The sequence below is a fragment of the Ruegeria sp. AO1 genome, assembly GCF_056535985.1.
In genome coordinates this window covers 706,749-727,356 of sequence record NZ_JBQFJC010000001.1, presented here as the reverse complement: position 1 = coordinate 727,356, position 20,608 = coordinate 706,749, and the positions used below count along the sequence as shown (strand labels likewise).

The window sequence follows — 20,608 nt, the reverse complement described above, 5'->3', positions numbered from 1 at the left end:
ATTTGGAAAAAGATGAAGACGGGCGGGGATTAAGTACATGATTGTGTTGGAGAAACGGCCGCAACCGTCGAAAGCGTGGTCCTATGCGACCCCCGTGGTGGCGGTGATTGCCACTATGGTCTTTGGCGGTATCCTGTTCGCCATTCTGGGCAAGAACCCGGTTGAGGCCATCGGCACAATCTTTTGGGAGCCCCTGTTCGGCGAGTTCGCATTTTACTACCGCCCGCAACTGCTGGTCAAAGGCGCACCATTGGTGCTGATTGCGATCGGGCTGGCATTGGGTTTCCGCGCCGGCATCTGGAATATCGGTGCCGAAGGGCAGTACATCATGGGGGCCATCTTCGGGGCTGGGGCCGGGTTGGCCTTTTACCCTCTGGACGCGTTTTACATCTTTCCGATCATGGTGATCGCGGGCGCGTTCGGTGGCTGGCTTTGGGCGATGATCCCGGCCTTTCTGAAGGTGCGCTTTGGCACCAACGAAATCCTTGTTTCGCTGATGCTGGTTTACGTGGCCGAGCAAATGTTGGCCTCGGTGTCGCTGGGCCTGTTGAAAAACCCCGAGGGGTTTGGCTTTCCCGGTTCGCGCAACCTGCAATCCTATGACAGTGCGCATAATGCCGAACTGATCGCTGGATCAGGGATGCACTGGGGTGTCGTGACGGCCCTCATCGCGGTGATCTTTTCCTATGTTCTTTTGAACCGGCACATGCTGGGCTTTCACATCCGTTTGACCGGTGAAGCTCCGCGCGCCGCAAAGTTTGCTGGTGTGAATCCTGCCCGTCTGATCCTGTTTTGTCTGGGCCTGTCCGGCGCTCTGGCCGGTCTGGCGGGGATGTTCGAAGTCTCCGGTCCTTCGGGTGTGGTCAGCATCGACTTTAACGTAGGTTACGGTTTCACAGCGATCATTGTGGCCTTCCTTGGCCGTCTGCACCCGGTGGGTATCCTGCTGGCCGGTGGCTTGATGGCGCTGACCTATATCGGCGGTGAAATCGCGCAGTCTCAGCTCGGGCTGCCTGCCGCTGCCATTCAGGTGTTCCAAGGGATGCTTTTGTTCTTCCTGCTGGCATTCGATCTTCTGACAAACTACCGCATCCGTGCGGCCCGTAGCGAGGTAGCGTAATGGACCTAGGTGAAATCAATCCCGTCCTTCTGGTCGCCTCGCTCATGGTGGCTGCAACCCCTCTGCTGCTGGCCGCAATCGGAGAGCTGGTCGTCGAGAAAGCAGGCGTTCTGAACCTCGGTGTCGAGGGTATGATGATCGTCGGCGCGATCAGCGGTTTCGCGATCTCGGTGGAAACCGGCTCGCCATGGTTGGGTTTTATCGCGTCAGCTATTGGCGGTGCGGTGCTGTCACTACTGTTCGTGTTGCTGACACAGGTCGCTCTGGCCAATCAGGTGGCCAGTGGCCTTGCGCTGACATTGTTCGGCCTCGGGTTCAGTGCCCTTCTGGGCCAAAGCTATGTGGGGATCAAACCCCCCAGCATGGAGGATATTCATATCCCCCTGATCAGCGATATCCCCGTCATCGGGCCGGTCTTTTTCCAGCATGACCCGATCCTCTATGTCGGCATCGCTTTGACTGCGGGTGTTTGGGCGACGCTGAAATACACGCGTGTTGGTCTGATCCTGCGCGCAGTGGGTGAAAACCACGATGCAGCGCATGCGTTGGGCTACAAAGTGATCAAAATTCGCATCATGGCAATCCTGTTCGGCGGTGCCTGCGCGGGGTTGGGTGGAGCCTATATCAGTCTGATCCGCGTCCCTCAGTGGACCGAGGGCATGACCGCCGGTGTCGGCTGGATCGCTCTAGCCTTGGTGGTGTTTGCCAGCTGGAAGCCATGGCGTGCCTTGCTGGGTGCCTATTTGTTTGGCGGCATCACTGTGTTGCAGCTTAATTTGCAGGCAGCGGGCGTTGCCATTCCTGTCGAGTATCTGGCAATGTCGCCCTACATCATCACGATCCTTGTGCTTGTGATCCTTTCGGCCGACAAGAGCAGCGCACCTGCCTCACTGGGCCGGATTTTCCACGCCTCGCACTAGGGGCCAACTGAACCAACTTGGGGAGTAACACATGAAATTCACGACACTTCTGGCAAGCGCCGCCATGGCGCTGGGTCTGGCCTCGGGGGCCATGGCAGCCGACGACAAGACCAAGGTCGGCTTCGTCTATGTCGGTCCGGTGGGCGACGGCGGCTGGACCTATGAACACAACAAAGGTCGCCTGGCCGTTGAGGAAGAGTTCGGCGACAGGGTTGAAACCGTCTTCGTCGAATCCGTTCCTGAAGGCCCGGATGCCGAGCGCGTCATGACGCAAATGGCGCTGGAAGGCGCTGACCTGATCTTCACAACCTCGTTCGGCTACATGGACCCGACCATTAACGTGGCGAAGAAATTCCCGAATGTGAAATTCGAACACGCCACAGGCTACAAAACCGCCGACAACGTCGCGGTCTACTCGGCCCGTTTCTATGAAGGCCGCGCCGTACAGGGCCACATCGCGGGTAAGATGACCAAATCGAACATCATCGGCTATATCGGTTCCTATCCGATCCCTGAGGTGATCCGTGGCATCAACTCGGCCTATCTGCATGCCAAGAAGGTGAACCCGGATGTCGAGTTCAAGATCGTCTGGGCCTACACTTGGTTCGACCCTGCAAAAGAGGCTGACGCCGCGACCGTTCTGATCGAACAGGGCGCAGACGTGATCCTGCAGCACACCGACTCGACCGCGCCTCAGGCGGCTGCGCAAGAGGCGGGCAATGTCGTGACCTTCGGCCAGGCCTCTGACATGAGCGAATACGCCCCATTCCCGCGCGTATCTTCGATCATTGATGACTGGGCACCCTACTACATCGCACGGACCAAGGCTGTCATGGACGGCACATGGGAAAGCGCCAACACATGGGACGGTATCCGCGAAGGCATGGTTGCAATCGGCGAGATCTCGGACGCGGTTCCCGCAGATGTCAAAGAAGAGGCTCTGGCGCTGAAAGCGGCGATGGCCGCAGGTGAATACCACCCCTTCACCGGCCCGATCAAAAAGCAAGACGGCAGCGACTGGCTGGCCGAAGGTGAGGTCGCTGATGACGGCACGCTGGCCGGTATGAACTTCTACATCGAAGGTCTGGAAGGCGAGATCCCGCAGTAAGCTGCAGGACGTATCAAATAACCAAAGGCCCGCATTTTGCGGGCCTTTTTTGTTGGGGCTAAATCGCCCAGATCAAGGCTTGAGCCTTCAGTGCCCGGTCAGCACCAGCGTATTCACCGGCATCAGGATCAGACGCAACCGAAGGCCGGCCGCGTGAACGACACCAATCGTGTCGACCACATGCAAGAACGCCTTGTTCCAGAACCCAAGGCTTTCATCCTCAAGCTTGTGGTGGTTGTCGGTATAGACATTCGCCAGACAGTTGCTGCCCGGAGGGATGTCATCCGCCATGCCCTTATACAGCGGCTCCATATACACCAGAATTGAGCCGGGCACTTTGTTGTGCTGGACGTCCCGCAGTTCGTCCGTGGGTCGGATCTGCCCCGAGGGGATGACGTCCTGCACCTCGACCACAACCATCGGGATCACGGTGAAGGGTTTAGTCATGCAACCCAGTTCTCCAATCATTCCAGGTTTGATGACCTGAGCAGACATCTGGTTGAACGCAGCCTGAAACCGGTCATGGCCCGAGTGCGAAGGCACCAGAATACCCGCCGGGCGCAAAAGCGGGCTGACATAGTCACCAACCTGTAGACCGAACTGTTCGATCCGACCGGTAACACCCGCGCTGATCACGGTCTTGTCCAGTTCGGTCAGGGCTGCATCCAGTTGCGCGTTGGCGCTGGCCAATTGGGCTGGGATAAGCTCCTCGATCTGCTGCACCACGGCAGCGCGCTGCGACTGGGCGGCGGTGACCTGCGCTTCGCGCTCGGCCACCAAGTTCTCTAACCGCTCAATCTCGGCCAGACGTACGGCGCTGGAGCCTTCGTCGCGCAGTGTGGTGTTGCGCTCTAGGTCTTCGACCGATTGCGCCAAAGCCGCGCGCGCACCGGCGATCCCGGCATCGGCCTGCGCCAGGTCCGTCTCTGCCACTTTCAGTGAGGCTTGAACCTGCGCGATCTGTGCATGGGCGGCCTGAACCTGCGCCTGCTGGGTGAAATCTTCGATCCGGAAAATCGGCTGGCCCGATGTCACCGTATCGTTGTTGCTGACATAGACCTCAGACACCCGCCCGCCCAGTTGCGGCAGGATCGTGACGGTCCGGAAATACGAGGCCGCCGTGCTGGAGGCCGGATGGAAGTAGAACAGCGTGGTGATCACGGACAGCGCCAGAATGGCACAGGTGGTCAGGCCCCAGCGTAGCTCGTACCACATGGTGAAAAGGGTGATCTCATGCCCGATCCGCTTGCCTTGGACAAAGCGTCGGAACAGGAAATCCGGCAGCACCGTAATCAGGGCGCAGAGCATCGTTTCGATCATGACTTACTGCTCCGACGTCGTAGAGGTTTGCGGTGCCGGAGGCGTCGGTTCAGCAGGTGCCTGAGGCGCAAGAGACTGTCCAAGTGAGCGAATGGCATCCGCTATGTTTCGCATCGGGGTCGCAAAATCTGGGAATTGGAAACCGGCAACCAGAACGGCTGCAACCCAGAAAATGCCGTTATGTGTAAACAGCGCCAGCAGCGCCAAAATTCCTACCAACTGGAACTGAGGGTGATTGTTCTCATGCGCCATTTTCTCGGGCACCGAATGCAGCGTCAGATATCCGACACCAATCAACACAACCAGAACGACAAAAAACACGACCATTGCCGAAAAGAGGTAGTCGCTCCCATCGGCTGCGACGACATATTTTGGGATATGTCCCGTAGCCATAGGATGGAGGTCCGCTGCAGTCACCTTAATCTCCTTCTTTTCTATGATGCGTCTTTGGCCGGGTTGATCGCCAAATTCAAGCCTGCTTATAGTCTCCCGAAATCCAAGCATATTCTTATAACAAGCACCAAGACCCTTATGACATCTGCTTCATCACAATCCATCCCGGCCACCCTGCGATGATCGACTTTCTTATCATTGGCGGCGGCATTGCGGGCCTCAGCGCAGGCGCGCGCCTGTCTGCCCATGGCTCTGTCACTGTTCTCGAGGCCGAGGACGCTCTGGGCTATCATTCATCGGGCCGCTCGGCCGCGATGTTCGAGGAAAACTACGGCCCGCCTTCCGTGGTTGCGCTCAATCAGGCCGGGGTCGACTACCTGCGATCAGCGAACGGAGGCTACCTAACCCCCCGGGGCCTCATGCTGGTTGCAGGCCACGATCAGGCTGACTTGTTTGCCAAAGACGTCGAAGAACTAAACGTACGCACCATTTCACCGCAGCAAGCCATCGACAAAGTCCCGATCCTGAACCCGGACGTTCTGGCCCATGCCGCCATCAGCGTGGACGCCTTCGACATCGATACCGACCGCCTGATGCAGGACTTCGCACGCGTGATCCGAGGCAATGGCGGCGCGGTCCTGACACGGCAGACCGTCACCAATATCCGCAAAGGCGGCCATTGGGTGGTACAGGCAGGCGATGTGTTCGAGGCTCGAAATCTGGTCAATGCGGCTGGCGCTTGGGTGGATGAGGTCGCCGCGATGGCTGGCTTGCCGCCCATTGGCATCGTGCCGAAACGCCGCTCAATGGCGCGTATTCCCGCACCCGGAGGGCATGATGTCTCCAACTGGCCCATGCTGATGGGGGCAGGCGAAGGCTGGTACGCCAAGCCTGATGCGGGGAAGTATCTGGTTTCACCCTCCGAAGCCGAGCCGACAACGCCTCATGACGCCTATGCCGACGATATGGTGCTTGCCGAAGGGTTGGCGCGGTATGAGGCGATGGTAACAACACCTGTTACTCGGCTCGAGGCGAACTGGGCCGGGCTGCGTAGTTTCGTGGCGGATGGCACGTTGGCGCTGGGGCCAGATCCACAGGACCGCTCGTTCATCTGGTGCGCGGGTCAGGGTGGATACGGGTTTCAGACATCGCCGGCAGCCTCGTCCCATCTCGCCGGCCTTGTGACGGGGGCGCCGTCTGAGCTGCCTGAAGACGTTGCCAATCAGTTGCATGTAGAAAGGTTGCGATCATGACCAAACGCGCATTGCCTTCGATTGCCAGCGTCGCTACGCAAGGCGACGGGGCCCGTATGATCGCCCCAGCCGCAAGCCGCAACTCGGACGCGCTATGCGCCTTGCTGGCCAAGATGGCCCCTGCCCCAGGCCGTGCTTTGGAAATCGCAAGCGGCACCGGCCAGCATGTCGCCGCCTTTGCAAAGACATTGCCCAATTTGATCTGGCAACCCACAGAAATCGACCCCGAACGCCGCGCCAGTATCGACGCATATGCGACCGGCCTGTCCAATATCCTTCCCGCCTCCGATTTGGATGCAACCAGTGCAGGCTGGTGCGAGGCTTTCCAAGGGCAGGATCTGATCGTTCTAATCAACCTGTTGCATCTGATCTCATGGCCGGAAACTGAAGCGTTTCTCAGCGAGGCTTCACAAGCTTTGAGTCCGGCTGGCCGCCTTATCTTATATGGCCCCTTCATGCGAGACGGTGTCTTGACCAGCCCTGGGGATGAAAAGTTTCACGAAGCCCTCGTCTCACAAGATCCAGAGATCGGGTACAAGAACGACACCGAGGTCAAAGCCCGTTTGCAGCACAATGGCTTGCAATTGCTTCACCTGGTCGAAATGCCCTCCAACAATCTGGCGTTTGTTGCTCAAAGGCCAAAAACCTGATCGGCGGTTGGGGCCAATCAAAGCCTGCTGGCGCAGGCTTGCCTCCGGCGGAGGTATTTTTGAACAGAAGAAGTAACGGATCGTTAACTCTGATTTGCGACTATTGATCTGCGGTACAGGCGGAGGCGCCGATGATCGCAACAGGAGAAGGCCCCCCTTGCCAAAAGCAGGGGGGCTGGATCTTTCACCAGCCCCCGCTTCTTCTGTTTGAAAATACCTCCGCCGGAGGCATGTGTCGCCGCAGGCGGCGCATTCGCGCGCGCCGCCGCAGTTGTCCAAAATGTCAGCCGTCCTTGCGGATGACCTCGTTTTTCGGGTCGTAGGGGCTGTCGCAAGTAACGACGGCATCCCACAGCTTGTCCTGAATCTTGACCTTCAGCTTGGTGCCTTCTACCGCGAGATCAGGCGTCACATAGCCCATGCCGATGGATTTCTCGAACGCCACCGAATAACCGCCCGAGGTCAGACGACCCACGCGCGCGCCTTCCGGCGTATACAGCGCCTCACGGCCCCAAGGGTCGGCATCGTCCGGTCCGTCGATCAGAAGGGTGCAGCACTTGAAGCGCACACCGGTCTCTTCCAGCTTGGCCTTGCCGTAGAAGTCTTTCGACAGGTCGACAAAGCGCGGCAGGTCGGCCTCAAGCGGGGTCGCATCGCGACCTAATTCAGTGCCGAAGGCGCGATATGATTTCTCCTGACGCAGCCAGTTCTGGGCGCGGGCACCGACCAGCTTCATACCATGCTTCTCACCCGCCTTTTCCAGCAGTTCGAACAGGTAGTTCTGCATTTCGATCGGGTGGTGCAATTCCCAGCCCAGCTCACCGGTATAAGCCACGCGGATCGCGTTCACGGGGCACATGCCGAGTTCGATCTGGCGGGCTGACAGCCACGGGAAACGCTTGTTGGACAGCGCGGTTTCCGGATCGGCGTCTTTGATGACCTCTTTCAGAACATCACGGGACTTGGGTCCGGCGATGGCGAAGACGCCCCATTGGGTGGTCACATCCTGGATTTCGATGTAGCCGAACTCCTCCATCTTGTCCTCGGCCGCCTTGCGCAGATAATCGGCGTCGTATTCGGTCCAGGCACCGGCAGAGACGATGTAGTAGTTGTTCTCGCCATTTCGAACGATGGTGTATTCAGTGCGGGTAGTGCCGTGCGAGGTCAGTGCGTAGGTCAGGTTGATACGACCGACCTTGGGCAGCTTGTTGCAGGTGAACCAGTCCAGGAACTGGGTCGCGCCGGGGCCTTTGACGACGTGTTTGGTGAAGGCCGATGCGTCGATCAGGCCAACGCCTTCGCGAATCGCTTTAGCTTCTTCGACTGCATATTGCCACCAGCCACCACGGCGGAACGAGCGGCTTTCCTTGTCGAAATTATCCGGCGCATCGACAGGGCCGAAATAGTTCGGGCGTTCCCAGCCGTTGACCCAGCCAAACTGTGCGCCGCGCGCTTTCTGACGGTCATAGGCCGGAACGGTACGCAGAGGACGGCAGGCTTCACGCTCTTCATCTGGGTGGTGCAGGATGTAGACGTGCTCATAGCACTCTTCATTCTTGCGCGCTGCAAATTCGGTGGTCATCCAGTTGGACGAGTACCGCTTGGGGTCCAGCGAGGCCATGTCGATCTCAGCTTCGCCATCGACCATCATCTGCGCCAGATAATAGCCGGTGCCGCCTGCAGCGGTGATGCCGAAGCTGAAGCCCTCGGCCAGCCACATATTGCGCAGGCCCGGAGCCGGACCAACCAGCGGGTTGCCGTCTGGGGTGTAGCAGATCGGGCCGTTGAAATCATCCTTCAGGCCGGAGTCGGCGCAGGAGGGCACGCGCTCAGCCATCGCCATGTACTGATCCGCGATCCGGTCAATATCCAGCGGGAACAGGTCAGCGCGGAAGCTGTCCGGCACACCATGTTCAAAGCGCGCAGGTGCACCGTGTTCATAGATACCCAGAATCCAGCCACCGCGTTCTTCACGCGCATAGGATTCGTTGTCGGCATCACGCACAACGGGGTGTTCGGGGTTACCGGCTTCACGCCATTTGACCAGCTCAGGGTCTTTGTCCATGACGATGAACGTGTGCTCGACCGGGATCGCGGGCATCTTGATGCCCAGCATCTTGGCGGTGCGCTGCGCGTGGTTGCCCGATGCGGTCACGACATGCTCGGCGGTGATCACCACCTGCTCGTCGGAGGGAACAAGGTTGCCGCCCTGCTCGATCATCTTGGTGCAGGTGACTTCCCAATGAGTGCCGTTCCAGTGGAAGGCATCCGCCTGCATCTTACGAACAATGTCGACCCCGCGTTGACGGGCACCTTTGGCCATCGCTTGGGTCACGTCAGCAGGGTTAATATAGCCATCTTCTGTGTGGTAGATCGCACCTTTCAGGTCGCCGGTTTCGATCAGCGGCCAGCGTTCCTTGATCTGCTCGGGTGTCAGCCACTCGTAAGCGACGTCACAGGTCTCAGCTGTAGACGCATAGAGCATGTATTCGTCCATACGCTCTTGCGTCTGCGCCATGCGCAGGTTGCCGACGACTGCGAAACCCGCGTTCAGGCCAGTCTCTTCTTCAAGCTGCTTGTAGAAATCAACCGAATACTTGTGGATGTGGGTCGTCGCGTAAGACATATTGAATAGTGGCAGCAGGCCCGCCGCGTGCCAGGTTGAGCCCGAGGTCAGCTCGTCCCGCTCGATCAACATCACATCATCCCAGCCCGCTTTGGCCAGGTGATAGGCAATCGAGGTTCCGACGGCGCCGCCGCCAACGACCAGTGCTTTGACTTGGGTTTTCATAACCGGGTGTCTCCCCTTGGAATCTGTTGCCACCATATGGCTTGATTCCGAAATCAATCGCGGAAGCCATCCGACCAGTGATATAAGAAAAACGACCCGCACGGGAGATGCAGGTCGTTAAATGGCGACTTATGATCCAGCCATCAGCCTTCCGAACGACACCGTTTGGTGTTTCCGACGGTCTTGCACACCAGCTTGCCGGGCGGCTCGGCGGTTTCGGATTCCTGAACTTCCGACGTGCTGTCAACGCTTGCGGGCGCATCCTCGGACCCGCCGGTGAAGGCTGCGATATAGTCGCCTGCACTTAACCCGTCACCCGAGGCTTTCGCTTTCTGGTAGTAGTCCAGCCCCGCGACTGCCAGCCCGGCCACCGCGACAAAGCCAGCCAGATATTTTGCACTCATATCGATCACCTGTTCGTCTTTCGCCATAAGACATCACATCACCTAGACGTTTTGTGGGCACAAAGCGGACAAGATCGCGGAAACTGCTAGGTGTGATCGGCCAGTATCTTTCCCGGATTCATGATGTTGTCGGGGTCCAGCGCCGCCTTGATCGCGGCCATGTAGTGTGTTGCCTGCCCCAGTTCTTTCTCAAGATAGGGGCGCTTGCCCTGCCCGATGCCATGCTCGCCCGTGCAGGTGCCCTCCATCGAGATGGCCAGATCGTTGAGCCAACCGACGAACTCATCGGCCCGGCGGACTTCTTCGGCGTCGTCCATGTCGATCAGGGGCAGAGTGTGAAAGTTCCCGTCGCCGACATGCCCAACAATAGGCGCAAGTAAGTCAAGCTCGGCCGCTTTATCCTGAGCGGCCCCTACGGCCTCGGCCAGACGAGAAATCGGCACGCAAACATCGGTCGAGATCCCCTTGGCGCCCGGTCGCAGCTGAAGGCTGGCCCAGTACATGTCGTGACGCGCCTGCCAGAGCTTGTTGCGCTCCTCGGTGGTCGAGGTTGCCGCGAAGTCCGTGCCGCCAAACTCTTCTGCAATCTGGCCGAAAATCTCGGCCTGTTCGGCGGCGCTGGCATCCGAGCCGTGGAACTCTAACAGCAGCAGAGGCGTTTCAGGCAGGGTCAGGCCGGAATAAGCATTGGCGGCTTTGACGGATAGTTCATCCAACAATTCAATCCGCGCGACAGGTACGCCGTATTGGATCGTCATCACTACTGCCCGGCAGGCAGCATCGACGGTTGGGAAAGAGCAGCGGGCGGAACTGATCGCCTCGGGGATGCCGTGCAGGCGTAGGGTCAATTCGGTAATGATACCTAGCGTGCCTTCGGCCCCGATAAGCAGCCGCGCCAAATCATACCCCGCCGAAGATTTCTTGGCGCGATTGCCGGTCCGGATGATCTGCCCATCCGGCATCACCGCCTCAAGACTCAGCACATTGTCCCGCATTGTGCCATAGCGCACCGCATTGGTCCCGGACGCGCGGGTCGCGGCCATCCCGCCAAGCGAGGCGTTGGCACCGGGATCAATCGGAAAGAACAGGCCCTGATCGCGCAGATGAGTGTTCAGATCTTCACGCGTCACACCGGGTTGCACGACGCAATCCAGATCCTCGGCATGCACGGCCAGCACTTTGTTCATTTGGGTCAGATCGACCGACACTCCACCGGCAGGCGCGTTCACATGCCCTTCAAGCGAAGTGCCCGTGCCAAACGCGATTACCGGCACCTTATGCGCAGCGCAGGTTTTGACGATCTCGGAGACCTCCTGCGTGGTGTGGGGAAACACCACCGCGTCCGGGCTTTGATTGGTGATCCAGGTCGTGGTGTGGCCGTGCTGTTCGCGGATGGCCGCACCGGTTTGCAGACGATCCCCAAACCGTTGCTTCAAGATGCCAAGGGCCGTTCCAATCCCAGCCTCATTTCTCGGCAAAGCCGTCGCTTGTACCATGCTACCCCTCTCCTGCCCGCCGGTTGTGCGAGCCTTTCCCAATGTGTCGAAAAGGCCCGCCCGAGCCGGGCAAGACCTAGATTTTATTCTCCCAGCGCGATCCCTTCGCGCCGATGGTCCACCCCACCGCTGAGAGTTTCACCGATCTCAATCGCATGCAGGCCCGAGGTCAGATCGCGGGGGTTTACCTCGAACCCGATTTCGATCAGCGCGTCCGCGTAGCCTTCGGCTGCAGTGTCCACCTCGACATCATAGGTCCCGAACCGGTTGACCAGATGCGGCAGCGAGATCGCCTGCTGCACATCCATGCCCCAATCCGCCCAAGCGATGATCGATTTGGCAACGTAGCCAATGATACGGCTGCCTCCGGGGGACCCGATGGCCAGAACCGGCGCGCCGTCCTGCATGACGATGGTCGGGCTCATGGACGAACGCGGGCGCTTGCCGGGTTCCAAACGGTTCGCGATGGGCACTCCGTCGCGATGGGTGCGGAACGAAAAATCCGTCAGTTCGTTGTTCAGCAAAAATCCGTTCGTCATCAGACGCGAACCAAAGCCGTTTTCAATCGTCGTCGTCATTGACAAGACATTGCCGTAACTGTCGACGATCGAGATATGCGACGTCGAAGGCAGCTCCAATGACTCGTCATCAGCCCAGTTCATCGCATGATCAAACTCGGGATTGCCCGGGGAGACCTCGATCAGTGCGCCCTCGGCATTCAAAAGCTCCGCACGCTGCGCCAGATAGTCCGGGTCGACCAGCCCGGTGGTCGGCATCGGTACGAAATCGCTGTCCGCCATGTACCGCCCACGATCCGCAAAGGCGAGGCGTGAGGCTTCGCCGATCAGGCGCCATGCCTCCATGCTTTCTGGGCCCACTTCGGCCAGATCATAGCTGTTCAGCAGACCCAGAATCTGCCCAACGGTCAGCGCCCCGGACGAGGGCGGACCCATCCCGCAGACCTCGTAGACGCGGTAAGCCGCACAGACCGGATCGCGTTCAATGACCTGATACAGGGCCAGATCGGTGCCAGACAATACGCCCGGATTGCCCGGCGCGGTGCGGACGGTCCGCACGATATCTGATGCGATTTGTCCGCCGTAGAACCCGGCGGCACCGTCCTCGGCCAGTGCCCGCAGTGTATCCGCATAGGCCGGGTTCATCAGACGTTGGCCCTGTTGCAGTGGCTCACCTTCAGGCAGGAAATACGCAGCCGTTGCAGGGAAACGCGAAAGACGCTCGGCGTCGTTGGCGACCAGACTGGCCAGACGAGGCGAGACCAGAAACCCGTCATCCGCCAGCCGGATACCATCGGTGAACAGCCCGGGCCACGGCGAACGGCCCCAACGGCGGTGCGCTTCCTCCAGCAAGGCAGGCGTTCCGGGCGTGCCAACGGACAACCCTCCGACGACGGCATCAAAGAATTGCAAGGGCTCGCCGTTTTCATCCTGAAACAGGGTCGGCGTCGCGTCCAATGGGGCCGTTTCGCGCCCGTCCAGTGTTGTAAGCTGTCCGGTGGCGGCGTCATACCAGACCAGAAACGCCCCACCCCCAAGGCCCGAGGATTGCGGCTCGACCAATCCCAGAACAACCTGCACCGCGACCATGGCGTCCGCCGCCGATCCACCGGTGCGCAGGATTTTTGCCCCGGCCTCAACCGCCAGAGGGTTGGCCGCAGCGACCATCCAATTCTCGGACTTTACGGGCACGCCGCTTGTTTTGGCCTCAAGCGCCGCGATCAACTCATCGGTCAGAGCTTGAACTTGACCTTCGCTCGCGCCTTCAGGGGCCACGGAGTCCGCTGTTTCCTGGGCAAAGCCCGGAGCGGTAAAGGCAACGACAGACAGAAGTAATCCTGAAATCCGATTGATACGCATAATATGCTCCTGGAAAAGGTTACAGCATGGATGGGACCACCTGATCCGGTGGTCTGTGCCCATCCTCGAAGGTCTTGATATTGATAATAACTTTCTCACCCATCTCGATCCGCCCCTCCAGCGTGGCCGATCCCATATGGGGCAGCAGCACCACGTTGGGCAGCTTACGAAGGCGTGGGTTCACCTGCGTGCCGTGTTCATACACATCCAACCCGGCGCCCGCGATATCGCCGGACCGGATCAGCCGCGTCATCGCATTTTCGTCGATCACCTCACCACGCGAAGTGTTCACGACCACAGCCGAGGGCTTCAGCAGCTTCAAACGGCGCGCGTTCAGCAGGTGGAACGTTGAAGGAGTCGAGGGGCAGTGAACAGAGATGACATCCATCCGTGCCACCATCTGATCGAGGCTTTCCCAGTAGGTGGCCTCAAGATCCTGTTCAATCTCGGGGCGCAACCGACGACGGTTGTTGTAGTGGACCTGCATCCCGAATGCACTGGCACGGCGCGCGACGGCCTGACCGATCCGACCCATGCCCAGAATACCCAGACGTCGCCCTCCGATCCGACCGCCCAGCAAAGCCGTCGGAGCCCAACCGGACCAATCGCCTTGCTGCATCAGCGCCACGCCTTCAGGGAAACGACGCGTCACCGCCAGAATCAGCGCCATGGTCATGTCGGCCGTATCATCGGTCAGAACACCCGGAGTGTTCGAGACCAGGATGCCACGCTGACGCGCGGTTGAGACGTCGATATTGTCGACCCCTGCCCCGTAATTGGCTATCAAGCGCAGCTTTTCACCAGCTTGCCCCAACAGACCACCGTCGATTGTGTCGGTCACCGTAGGCACCAGCACGTCGGCCTCTTGCACAGCGGCGACCAGTTCCTCACGGGTCATGGGGGTGTCATCGTCGCGAAGGCGAACATCAAACAGCTCGCTCAGTCGCGTTTCCACTACTTCTGGCAACCGTCGCGTAACAACAACACTCAGACGTTCTCTTGGCACTTCCGCCCTCCCACTGCTTTGCAAACGCGCTTGCGTCATGGCATCGTGGCGCAGGATAAGGCGGGGCACAAGAACCCCAAAGGCATTGAGTCGACCTTTTTTCGAAAGCAGATCAACAGGCACAAGAGCAGGCAGTCAGTGAGTGGTCTTCTACCGGTGAAACGCCTTTGTTTGGCGATCCTATCCGCGTATTTTATTGCGTTCGGCTCTGCGCCGGTCGCGGCCCAAGACGTGCGCGGCCCGGTCACCAACCTGCCCCTTCCGCGCTATGTCTCGATGAAGGCTGCCGAAGGCAATGTGCGCCGCGGTCCGTCCCTGACCCACCGAATCGATTGGGTCTTCAAGCGGCGCGGTATGCCGCTGCAAATCACTGCGGAATACGGCAACTGGCGCAAGGTACAGGATCGCGACGGGGCCGGAGGCTGGGTTCACTACGCCCTGCTGTCCGGCGTGCGCACGGTGCTGATCGAATCCGAGATGCTGCCCGTTTATGCCCGACCCGATCCGAACTCGACCGTCAACGCGCATTTCGAAACCGGAGTGGTCGCCCGCCTTGGCGCGTGTTCGCTGGATTGGTGTCGCATTTCGGCGGGGGGTTACAAGGGGTGGACGCTGAAAGCCAACCTCTGGGGCGTCGATCCGTCGGAAATCCGGGAATAGCCTCTTTCTCTAATCCCGTACCCTAGTCGGATTGCAAAGCCGCTATTTCGTCAAGCGCGCTGATGATGTCTTCGGCATGATCCGGATCGGCAAACAAAGTCCGAAACAGCGCCGCCAGAGGGTAGCCGGGCCAGGCTTCGTCCAACAACAGAATTGTGGCCCGCGCGCGCTCATCGTCTCCGAGCCTTTGATAGCTTGCCGCCAGATAACCGATCGAGATCGCGCTGACCGGATCACCCAGCCTGACCGCCTCGTTGAACTGGTCTACCGACGCCTGGTAATCCCCCAAGTGATAGCTGGAGGAGGCCAACACGCTGCGATAGGGAAATCTACCGTTTGTCGTATTGGCACCCCGCGCCCGATTGGCGGACGCTATAGCGCGCTGGAAATCCCCACCAAACAGCGCGAACAGGGCATCAAAATTCGTGACGTGGATATCATCAGGGGCAAGCCGTGTTGCGCGCGTGGACTGTGCAAGTGCTGCCTCATGCTCGCGCGAGCAAAATGAAGCTAGGGCAAGGGCGGAATGGCTCCAACCTTCGTCTGGCGCCAGTTCTAGTGCCCGCTGCGCGCGAGTTTTAGCAAGGGCCAAAAGCGCCTGTTTTTCGGCTCCGGGCGGGGTTGTTAAGGCAAGGATGCTGATCGCCTGCGCCGAACCGGCGTAGCCGCCAAAATACGTCTCATCAAGCGCCATGGCGCGTTCGAACATGCCGCGCACGGCTTGCAGCCTATCGCGGTCCAGAACCGGGAACATCAGCAGGCGCGCCTCAGTCGCCAGATTAACGGCTTGTAGCTTGGTCGGGTTTGTCGAGAACAGCGCCTCTCTGATGGCTTGTTCCTGATTGGCATTTGCTGAGACGGCGACCGGGCTGGGCGGTGACTGGGGTGATCGGGAGAAGAGCATCAAGCCGCCTGCGATAGCCAACGCGGCCAAAACCGCCACTGTGACCCAGACCATCTTGGAGGGACGCGCTCGGTCCGAGGGTATATCGATGTCCAAAACCTCAAACCGGGGGACATAACCACCCGGATCTACATGGATGCGCAGCCTCTGATCCTTGCCGGAGTTCGAATAGAAGCTCGCCAATCGCCGACGCATGCGCCCTGCATCGACCCGCACGACGGCCATCGGGTCACCCCCAGAATCCAGCGCCCTTCCATAAACATCCTCGGCGATCGACTTGGCGCGGATATCCTCGGACCGGCCTGCCAGAAGCTTGTCGACAACGTAACTAAGGAAAGACTGCAGTCGCTCGGCCCCATCGAATTCCGGGCTGTCCAGGACCGCCTTCAGTGCCCGCTGAATGTCTTCATCCGAGAGCGTTCTTTGATCCGGATCTGACTTTACACTGGCGTCTGACATCGCTTTCGTTAACCGCTGGCTGGTTTCAAGCCTTTGAAAAATAACATGTTACCCCGTAACATACGTTAAGATACCTGAATGTGTAAATGAATTTCCGGCAGAATGATTAGCAAAGGAGGGGAACGGACCTCATCGCGGGGGCACAACTGGGTTCAGACACCGTGAGGCTTATGATGGCTTGCTTGTCGATACACTTTCCTGATCAGGCGAATGACATCCGGCGCCTGCGCAGCTCAGACACGGTCTTTGCGCAAATCTGCGCTGACTTTGAAAGCCTGGCTGCTCTTCTTCCCTGCGATGCAAGTGACCCAAGAAATTCTGATCTCATCGACAGCCTCCGAGGGCTTGAGGACGAAATAAAAACCTACCTTTCGTCCCACTCGACCCCGCCCGAGGGCTAATCAAGACGCAAAAAGGCGATTCAAATGTTGGCCAATCTTCTATTCTACGTCGGGCTCCTCGTGTCGTTGACCATCGGGTTCATGTATTTCCGTGATCTCGGTGATGTCAGCCAGATGGTGCTGAAGGTCAAGCGCAATAACATGATCCGCTTTATCCGGAATGAGAACACCTATCTTGCCGCGGGATTCACCGGGCTTGCGCTGATGCTTGTCGGGCATTTTCTTGGTGGCGGTCCGGGCTGGCTGTTTTTCCTCGGCGTACCCGCGGTCACACTGGTGATCATATTCCTGTTCGTGTTTCCATGGGTTTGGGTCCACATCGGTCTGCGCAACCAGCAAGACACCGCCCGCTACTATCCGATCTCCGAAGCGCAACAATTCATCAACCCATCCGCCAGCGTTCTCGTGATTGAAAACAACGGCCACGCGCGGGCGCATTCGGACGCCCAGCTGATGCGCCCTCATCTGGCCGGCAACGATAAGGGGTTGGGGGGCGATGACATCGTCATGACCTATTGTGCCATGGCCAATCTGGGGCAGGCCTACAAACCCGAGATCCACGGCAAACGTCTGGATCTTGAAGTGATGGCCCAGCATGGCAACAACCTGATCCTACGCGACAACACCACCGGAGAGCCGATCCAGCAAATCTATGGCCGCTTCGACAGCGACGCCTCGAAAACAGCAGCGATGCAGCCATGGCCCACTTTTCGGATGAGCTTTCGCGGGTTTCAGAAGGCCTATCCAGATGGTGAGGTCTTTCTGAACAAACCCTCCTCGAACCCGCTTCTCAGGTTGTTCGACACCTTTACTGAAACGGTTTTCTCCTCGGGCATCGCCAAGCAACACCAAGAAGAAGCGCCGGTCATGGATAACATGAGCCACAGCGACAACCGCCTGCCCAACAAAACCTATGTCTGGGGCATCACGATCGGTGACGATGCAGTTTGCTGGACCGATGATTTCCTGGCCGAGAATAAAGGACTGATCAACGCCACGGTCGGCGGGCGTGACGTCGTGGTGTCCTACGACCCAATCTATGAAAGCGTTGGCGTCTGGTACAATGACAGCGGCGCGCCCATCACCCATGTCGATTTCTTCGGAAACGCGGATTGCGGCCAACTGACCCGCGTTGAGACCCTTCGATCAGGCATGTTCTGGCATGTCTGGGTCGAGTTCTTCCCCGGCACGGATATCAACCGCTCCGGCCCGCCCAACACCACATCTGACCCCCGCCAGACCCCCGCCCAAAGCGAATGAGGAATGTTGAAATGAAAACCCTAACCAGCCTGTCGGTGCTGTTCTGCCTATCGGCCACGATCTCAACCGCTCAGGACGCGCCGATCATCCATGATGCCGAGTACTACATCCTCGAAGCGCAGAATGCCGAACAATGGGCTGCTGACAATGCCGAGGTTGACCAGTTGCTAGAAGACTTCCGAAGCTCGAACGACGGCAAGCCACCCAACATCATCAATATCCTGATTGACGATATCGGCTTTGGCGATCTTGGTATCCCTGAACTCAACGCAGTTCGCGGGTATTCCACGCCTCATATCAACGCCTTCTCGGACGAAGCGATGCGCATGGTGCGCATGTATACCGAACCATCCTGCACACCCACACGGGTTGCGATGATGACCGGTCGACTCCCGGTTCGGATGGGCATGGGCGACACCACGGTCGACATCGCCGGGTTCGGGTTGCCCGCCGACGAGGTCACGCTGGCGGAGATTCTGTCAGATGCGGGCTATGCGACCGTGCATGTGGGCAAGTGGCACATGGGCGATATCCCCGAGGCCTGGCCCCATAACCAAGGCTTCGATTGGGCGGGGTTCCCGGTTCATCAGCAGGGCCAACTGACAATCTATAACGACGACGCGATCAAGGAACAGGTCTCGGTCGGGATCGCGGATTTCGATGACCGTTTCGTTCTGGACGACTTCTTTCGTCCCGACCCTGCCGCGATGGTCACCGGCCTTGAAGCTGAACGCGGGGGTCTTGCGCGCGAAGTTGACATGACCGCAGGCGAGCGCTGGACCGCCGAAAAATATGACGAAATGAACCAACGCTACCAGGACCAGACGCTTGAAAAAATGCGCGAGCTTGCCGGCGGGGACGCTCCGTTCTTCCTGCAGTATTGGCCGCTCATTCCGCTGGATAACACGCGCGCAGGTCGTTCGGGGCCGCAATCGCCGAACGGAGGGCTCTATGTCGACAAGATGCAGCAGCTCGATAGTTGGCTGGGCGATATCTTCAACGAGATGGAGGCACTTGGCCTGGCCGACAACACCATTGTAATAGTGATGGGCGACAACGGCCATTTCACCAAGTATTCGCCGCAATCAGGGTTCACCCCGATGGTTTTCGCCGGCGGCAAAGGTGATGTGTCCGAGGGCGGCATTCGGGTCGACAGCTTCATCCGCTGGCCCGGCATGATCGAGGCCGATGGTATCGTCGGAGATATCGTCCACGTCTCGGATCTCTATACCACGCTCGCCCGGTTCGCCGGGGCCGAGGATGGCATTCCTCGGGATCGGTTGGTGGACGGGGTCGACCAATCCTCGCTGCTGCTCTTGGGTGAAACAAAAGGACGGCGCGATCATCTGATCGTCTATTCCGTCCACACCCCCCGCGCGGTCATCAAAGATCAACTAAAGCTGCGCATTCCCGGAGCCGGAGAGAGCGCGATTCTAGCCGATTTCTTCGATGTCTACCGCGATACGCATGAGAAATACCCGGTTTCAACCGAGGTTGGGGCTTGGGGCGGGCAAGAGTTTGTCCGTATTCTGGGGCGTCATCTGAAACGCAAGGAAAAGTATCCAGACATCGAACCAGCCCGTGGTGTTCCCTATGAAGGCATCGAAAATCTTCGCCCCGAAACTGAAGCCGCTGTCGAGGCCTTTCTGCTCAAACAGTCTTCGGTTGGCAGATGATCGTACATCCGGACACTGACGCCTTGCAGCAAGGTCGTCGCGCAATTTGAAAGTAAGGAGATTCACCAATGGCAATCAGATCCACTGCCGCGATAGCGGGCGCCACGGCCCTGTCCTGTTTACTGTCGAGCGCAGCATACGCTCAGTCCCTGCCTGCACCGGGTCAGACCGAAGAGGGCTGGCGACACACTCTTGGCTTTTACCTGTTCACCCCGCTCCGTACACATGGAACGTCAACCGTCTCGGGCGTTTCAGCCGATATCGACCTCGATCTTGGCGACGTGCTGGATGTTCTCGATTTCGCAGCGGCCGGGCGGTATGAGGCCTGGAACGGAGACTTTGGGATCATCGTTGACGCCAACTATGTAGGCATCGGAGAGGATACCACTCTCCCCGGCCCCGCCGCCACTGCAGTGGATGTAGATGTGCGCCAAAAATGGTTTGCGGTCATGGGTGCCTATCGCGTAGCGGATGGGACCTATGGTGCCAACAACCAGCGATACACCGTCGATCTGCAAGGCGGCATTCGCTACAACTCGATCCGGCAGGAAATCAGGTTCACGACTCCGGGGCCGACGAACCCGCCCACCCAAGGCGGTGACGAAGGCTGGATTGAGCCCGTTGTGGGTGCCCGGGGCATGTGGCGTCTCAACGATCGGTGGACAACCATTGCGTCGCTGGAACTTGGCGGGTTCGGAGCCGGAGGCAACGATCTGCAAGTCGGCGCAAATATCGGCTTTGACTATCAGCCGTGGGATCGAACCGCGATCACCTTTGGCTACAGATATTTCAGTGTCGACTACAGTGATTCAACGTCAACCGGCCCCTTCGCCTATGATGTCACGCAGCAAGGGCCCTATGTGGGGCTAAAGGTCTTTTTCAACTAGATCCGACCGCTTTGCCGTTTCTC

The 20,608-nt window shown here is 58.9% G+C and carries 17 protein-coding genes; 9 read left to right on the top strand and 8 right to left on the bottom strand.

All coding sequences use genetic code 11. The features are described 5' to 3' along the window. Nucleotides 1-37 precede the first annotated feature (37 nt). The 3 genes from ACR3FB_RS03490 to ACR3FB_RS03480 are packed head-to-tail and all read left to right on the top strand — an operon-like array spanning nucleotide 38 to nucleotide 3,148. On the top strand, nucleotides 38-1,120 hold the full coding sequence (locus ACR3FB_RS03490) for an ABC transporter permease (protein WP_480564146.1): 1,083 nt from the start codon (nucleotides 38-40) through the stop codon (nucleotides 1,118-1,120). Then, nucleotides 1,120-2,040, top strand: coding sequence for an ABC transporter permease (locus ACR3FB_RS03485; protein ID WP_480564144.1), 921 nt, complete (start codon nucleotides 1,120-1,122; stop codon nucleotides 2,038-2,040). The genes ACR3FB_RS03490 and ACR3FB_RS03485 overlap by 1 nt, the downstream gene beginning before the upstream one ends. Nucleotides 2,041-2,071: 31 nt before the next feature. Continuing rightward, nucleotides 2,072-3,148, top strand: coding sequence for a BMP family ABC transporter substrate-binding protein (locus ACR3FB_RS03480; RefSeq protein ID WP_480564141.1), 1,077 nt, complete (start codon nucleotides 2,072-2,074; stop codon nucleotides 3,146-3,148). A gap of 87 nt (nucleotides 3,149-3,235) precedes the next feature. Here the strand turns inward: ACR3FB_RS03480 and ACR3FB_RS03475 are convergent, their stop codons facing one another. Together ACR3FB_RS03475 and ACR3FB_RS03470 are read right to left on the bottom strand one after the other, a co-directional pair. After that, nucleotides 3,236-4,468, bottom strand: coding sequence for an HlyD family secretion protein (locus tag ACR3FB_RS03475; RefSeq protein WP_170637606.1), 1,233 nt, complete (start codon nucleotides 4,466-4,468; stop codon nucleotides 3,236-3,238). Nucleotides 4,469-4,471: 3 nt separating this feature from the next. After that, nucleotides 4,472-4,885, bottom strand: coding sequence for a hypothetical protein (locus tag ACR3FB_RS03470; RefSeq protein WP_480564138.1), 414 nt, complete (start codon nucleotides 4,883-4,885; stop codon nucleotides 4,472-4,474). A 155-nt stretch (nucleotides 4,886-5,040) separates the two neighbouring features. On the opposite strand from ACR3FB_RS03470, the gene ACR3FB_RS03465 reads away from it, so the two are divergent. Next, on the top strand, nucleotides 5,041-6,114 hold the full coding sequence (locus ACR3FB_RS03465) for an NAD(P)/FAD-dependent oxidoreductase (protein ID WP_480564136.1): 1,074 nt from the start codon (nucleotides 5,041-5,043) through the stop codon (nucleotides 6,112-6,114). Then, nucleotides 6,111-6,764 carry a DUF938 domain-containing protein gene (locus tag ACR3FB_RS03460; protein WP_480564133.1) on the top strand — a complete coding sequence of 218 codons (654 nt, stop codon included), beginning with the start codon at nucleotides 6,111-6,113 and terminating at the stop codon, nucleotides 6,762-6,764. Before ACR3FB_RS03465 ends, ACR3FB_RS03460 begins: the two co-directional genes overlap by 4 nt. Nucleotides 6,765-7,047: 283 nt before the next feature. On the opposite strand, the gene ACR3FB_RS03455 is transcribed toward ACR3FB_RS03460, so the two are convergent. The 5 genes from ACR3FB_RS03455 to ACR3FB_RS03435 form a co-directional block, all read right to left on the bottom strand. Next, on the bottom strand, nucleotides 7,048-9,555 hold the full coding sequence (locus ACR3FB_RS03455; RefSeq protein ID WP_480564130.1) for a GcvT family protein: 2,508 nt from the start codon (nucleotides 9,553-9,555) through the stop codon (nucleotides 7,048-7,050). Between the two features lie 143 nt (nucleotides 9,556-9,698). After that, nucleotides 9,699-9,986 carry a hypothetical protein gene (locus tag ACR3FB_RS03450; protein WP_170659143.1) on the bottom strand — a complete coding sequence of 96 codons (288 nt, stop codon included), beginning with the start codon at nucleotides 9,984-9,986 and terminating at the stop codon, nucleotides 9,699-9,701. A 59-nt stretch (nucleotides 9,987-10,045) separates the two neighbouring features. Beyond that, nucleotides 10,046-11,455, bottom strand: coding sequence for an FAD-binding oxidoreductase (locus tag ACR3FB_RS03445; RefSeq protein ID WP_480564127.1), 1,410 nt, complete (start codon nucleotides 11,453-11,455; stop codon nucleotides 10,046-10,048). A gap of 83 nt (nucleotides 11,456-11,538) precedes the next feature. Beyond that, complete coding sequence (gene ggt / locus ACR3FB_RS03440; RefSeq protein WP_480564124.1) at nucleotides 11,539-13,332, bottom strand: gamma-glutamyltransferase; 1,794 nt, start codon at nucleotides 13,330-13,332, stop codon at nucleotides 11,539-11,541. A 19-nt stretch (nucleotides 13,333-13,351) separates the two neighbouring features. After that, complete coding sequence (locus ACR3FB_RS03435) at nucleotides 13,352-14,338, bottom strand: 2-hydroxyacid dehydrogenase (protein WP_425085077.1); 987 nt, start codon at nucleotides 14,336-14,338, stop codon at nucleotides 13,352-13,354. A 171-nt stretch (nucleotides 14,339-14,509) separates the two neighbouring features. Here ACR3FB_RS03435 and ACR3FB_RS03430 point away from each other — a divergent pair, with 171 nt between their 5' ends. Continuing rightward, on the top strand, nucleotides 14,510-14,998 hold the full coding sequence (locus ACR3FB_RS03430) for an SH3 domain-containing protein (protein WP_480565848.1): 489 nt from the start codon (nucleotides 14,510-14,512) through the stop codon (nucleotides 14,996-14,998). A gap of 22 nt (nucleotides 14,999-15,020) precedes the next feature. Here ACR3FB_RS03430 and ACR3FB_RS03425 read toward each other — a convergent pair whose 3' ends face one another. After that, a complete protein-coding gene (locus ACR3FB_RS03425; protein ID WP_480564121.1) occupies nucleotides 15,021-16,361 on the bottom strand; it encodes a tetratricopeptide repeat protein in 1,341 nt (446 codons plus the stop codon). A gap of 425 nt (nucleotides 16,362-16,786) precedes the next feature. Here ACR3FB_RS03425 and ACR3FB_RS03420 point away from each other — a divergent pair, with 425 nt between their 5' ends. The 3 genes from ACR3FB_RS03420 (at nucleotide 16,787) to ACR3FB_RS03410 (ending at nucleotide 20,585) form a co-directional block, all read left to right on the top strand. Then, complete coding sequence (locus ACR3FB_RS03420) at nucleotides 16,787-18,022, top strand: DUF3179 domain-containing (seleno)protein (protein WP_480564118.1); 1,236 nt, start codon at nucleotides 16,787-16,789, stop codon at nucleotides 18,020-18,022. 11 nt (nucleotides 18,023-18,033) lie between these two features. Then, nucleotides 18,034-19,698: a sulfatase-like hydrolase/transferase gene (locus ACR3FB_RS03415; RefSeq protein WP_480564115.1), complete on the top strand. Its 1,665-nt coding sequence runs from the start codon at nucleotides 18,034-18,036 to the stop codon at nucleotides 19,696-19,698. A gap of 68 nt (nucleotides 19,699-19,766) precedes the next feature. After that, entirely contained in the window at nucleotides 19,767-20,585 is an 819-nt protein-coding gene (locus tag ACR3FB_RS03410; RefSeq protein WP_480564112.1) for a hypothetical protein, read from the top strand. The last annotated feature ends 23 nt before the right edge of the window (nucleotides 20,586-20,608 follow it).

Bases quoted from the DNA above. Each gene is read 5' to 3' on its own strand.
- ACR3FB_RS03490 (WP_480564146.1), top strand. From the start codon at position 38: ATGATTGTGTTGGAGAAACGGCCGCAACCGTCGAAAGCGTGGTCCTAT.
- ACR3FB_RS03485 (WP_480564144.1), top strand. From the start codon at position 1,120: ATGGACCTAGGTGAAATCAATCCCGTCCTTCTGGTCGCCTCGCTCATG.
- ACR3FB_RS03480 (WP_480564141.1), top strand. From the start codon at position 2,072: ATGAAATTCACGACACTTCTGGCAAGCGCCGCCATGGCGCTGGGTCTG.
- ACR3FB_RS03475 (WP_170637606.1), bottom strand. From the start codon at position 4,468: ATGATCGAAACGATGCTCTGCGCCCTGATTACGGTGCTGCCGGATTTC.
- ACR3FB_RS03465 (WP_480564136.1), top strand. From the start codon at position 5,041: ATGATCGACTTTCTTATCATTGGCGGCGGCATTGCGGGCCTCAGCGCA.
- ACR3FB_RS03460 (WP_480564133.1), top strand. From the start codon at position 6,111: ATGACCAAACGCGCATTGCCTTCGATTGCCAGCGTCGCTACGCAAGGC.
- ACR3FB_RS03455 (WP_480564130.1), bottom strand. From the start codon at position 9,555: ATGAAAACCCAAGTCAAAGCACTGGTCGTTGGCGGCGGCGCCGTCGGA.
- ACR3FB_RS03450 (WP_170659143.1), bottom strand. From the start codon at position 9,986: ATGGCGAAAGACGAACAGGTGATCGATATGAGTGCAAAATATCTGGCT.
- ACR3FB_RS03445 (WP_480564127.1), bottom strand. From the start codon at position 11,455: ATGGTACAAGCGACGGCTTTGCCGAGAAATGAGGCTGGGATTGGAACG.
- ggt (WP_480564124.1), bottom strand. From the start codon at position 13,332: ATGCGTATCAATCGGATTTCAGGATTACTTCTGTCTGTCGTTGCCTTT.
- ACR3FB_RS03425 (WP_480564121.1), bottom strand. From the start codon at position 16,361: ATGTCAGACGCCAGTGTAAAGTCAGATCCGGATCAAAGAACGCTCTCG.
- ACR3FB_RS03420 (WP_480564118.1), top strand. From the start codon at position 16,787: ATGTTGGCCAATCTTCTATTCTACGTCGGGCTCCTCGTGTCGTTGACC.
- ACR3FB_RS03415 (WP_480564115.1), top strand. From the start codon at position 18,034: ATGAAAACCCTAACCAGCCTGTCGGTGCTGTTCTGCCTATCGGCCACG.
- ACR3FB_RS03410 (WP_480564112.1), top strand. From the start codon at position 19,767: ATGGCAATCAGATCCACTGCCGCGATAGCGGGCGCCACGGCCCTGTCC.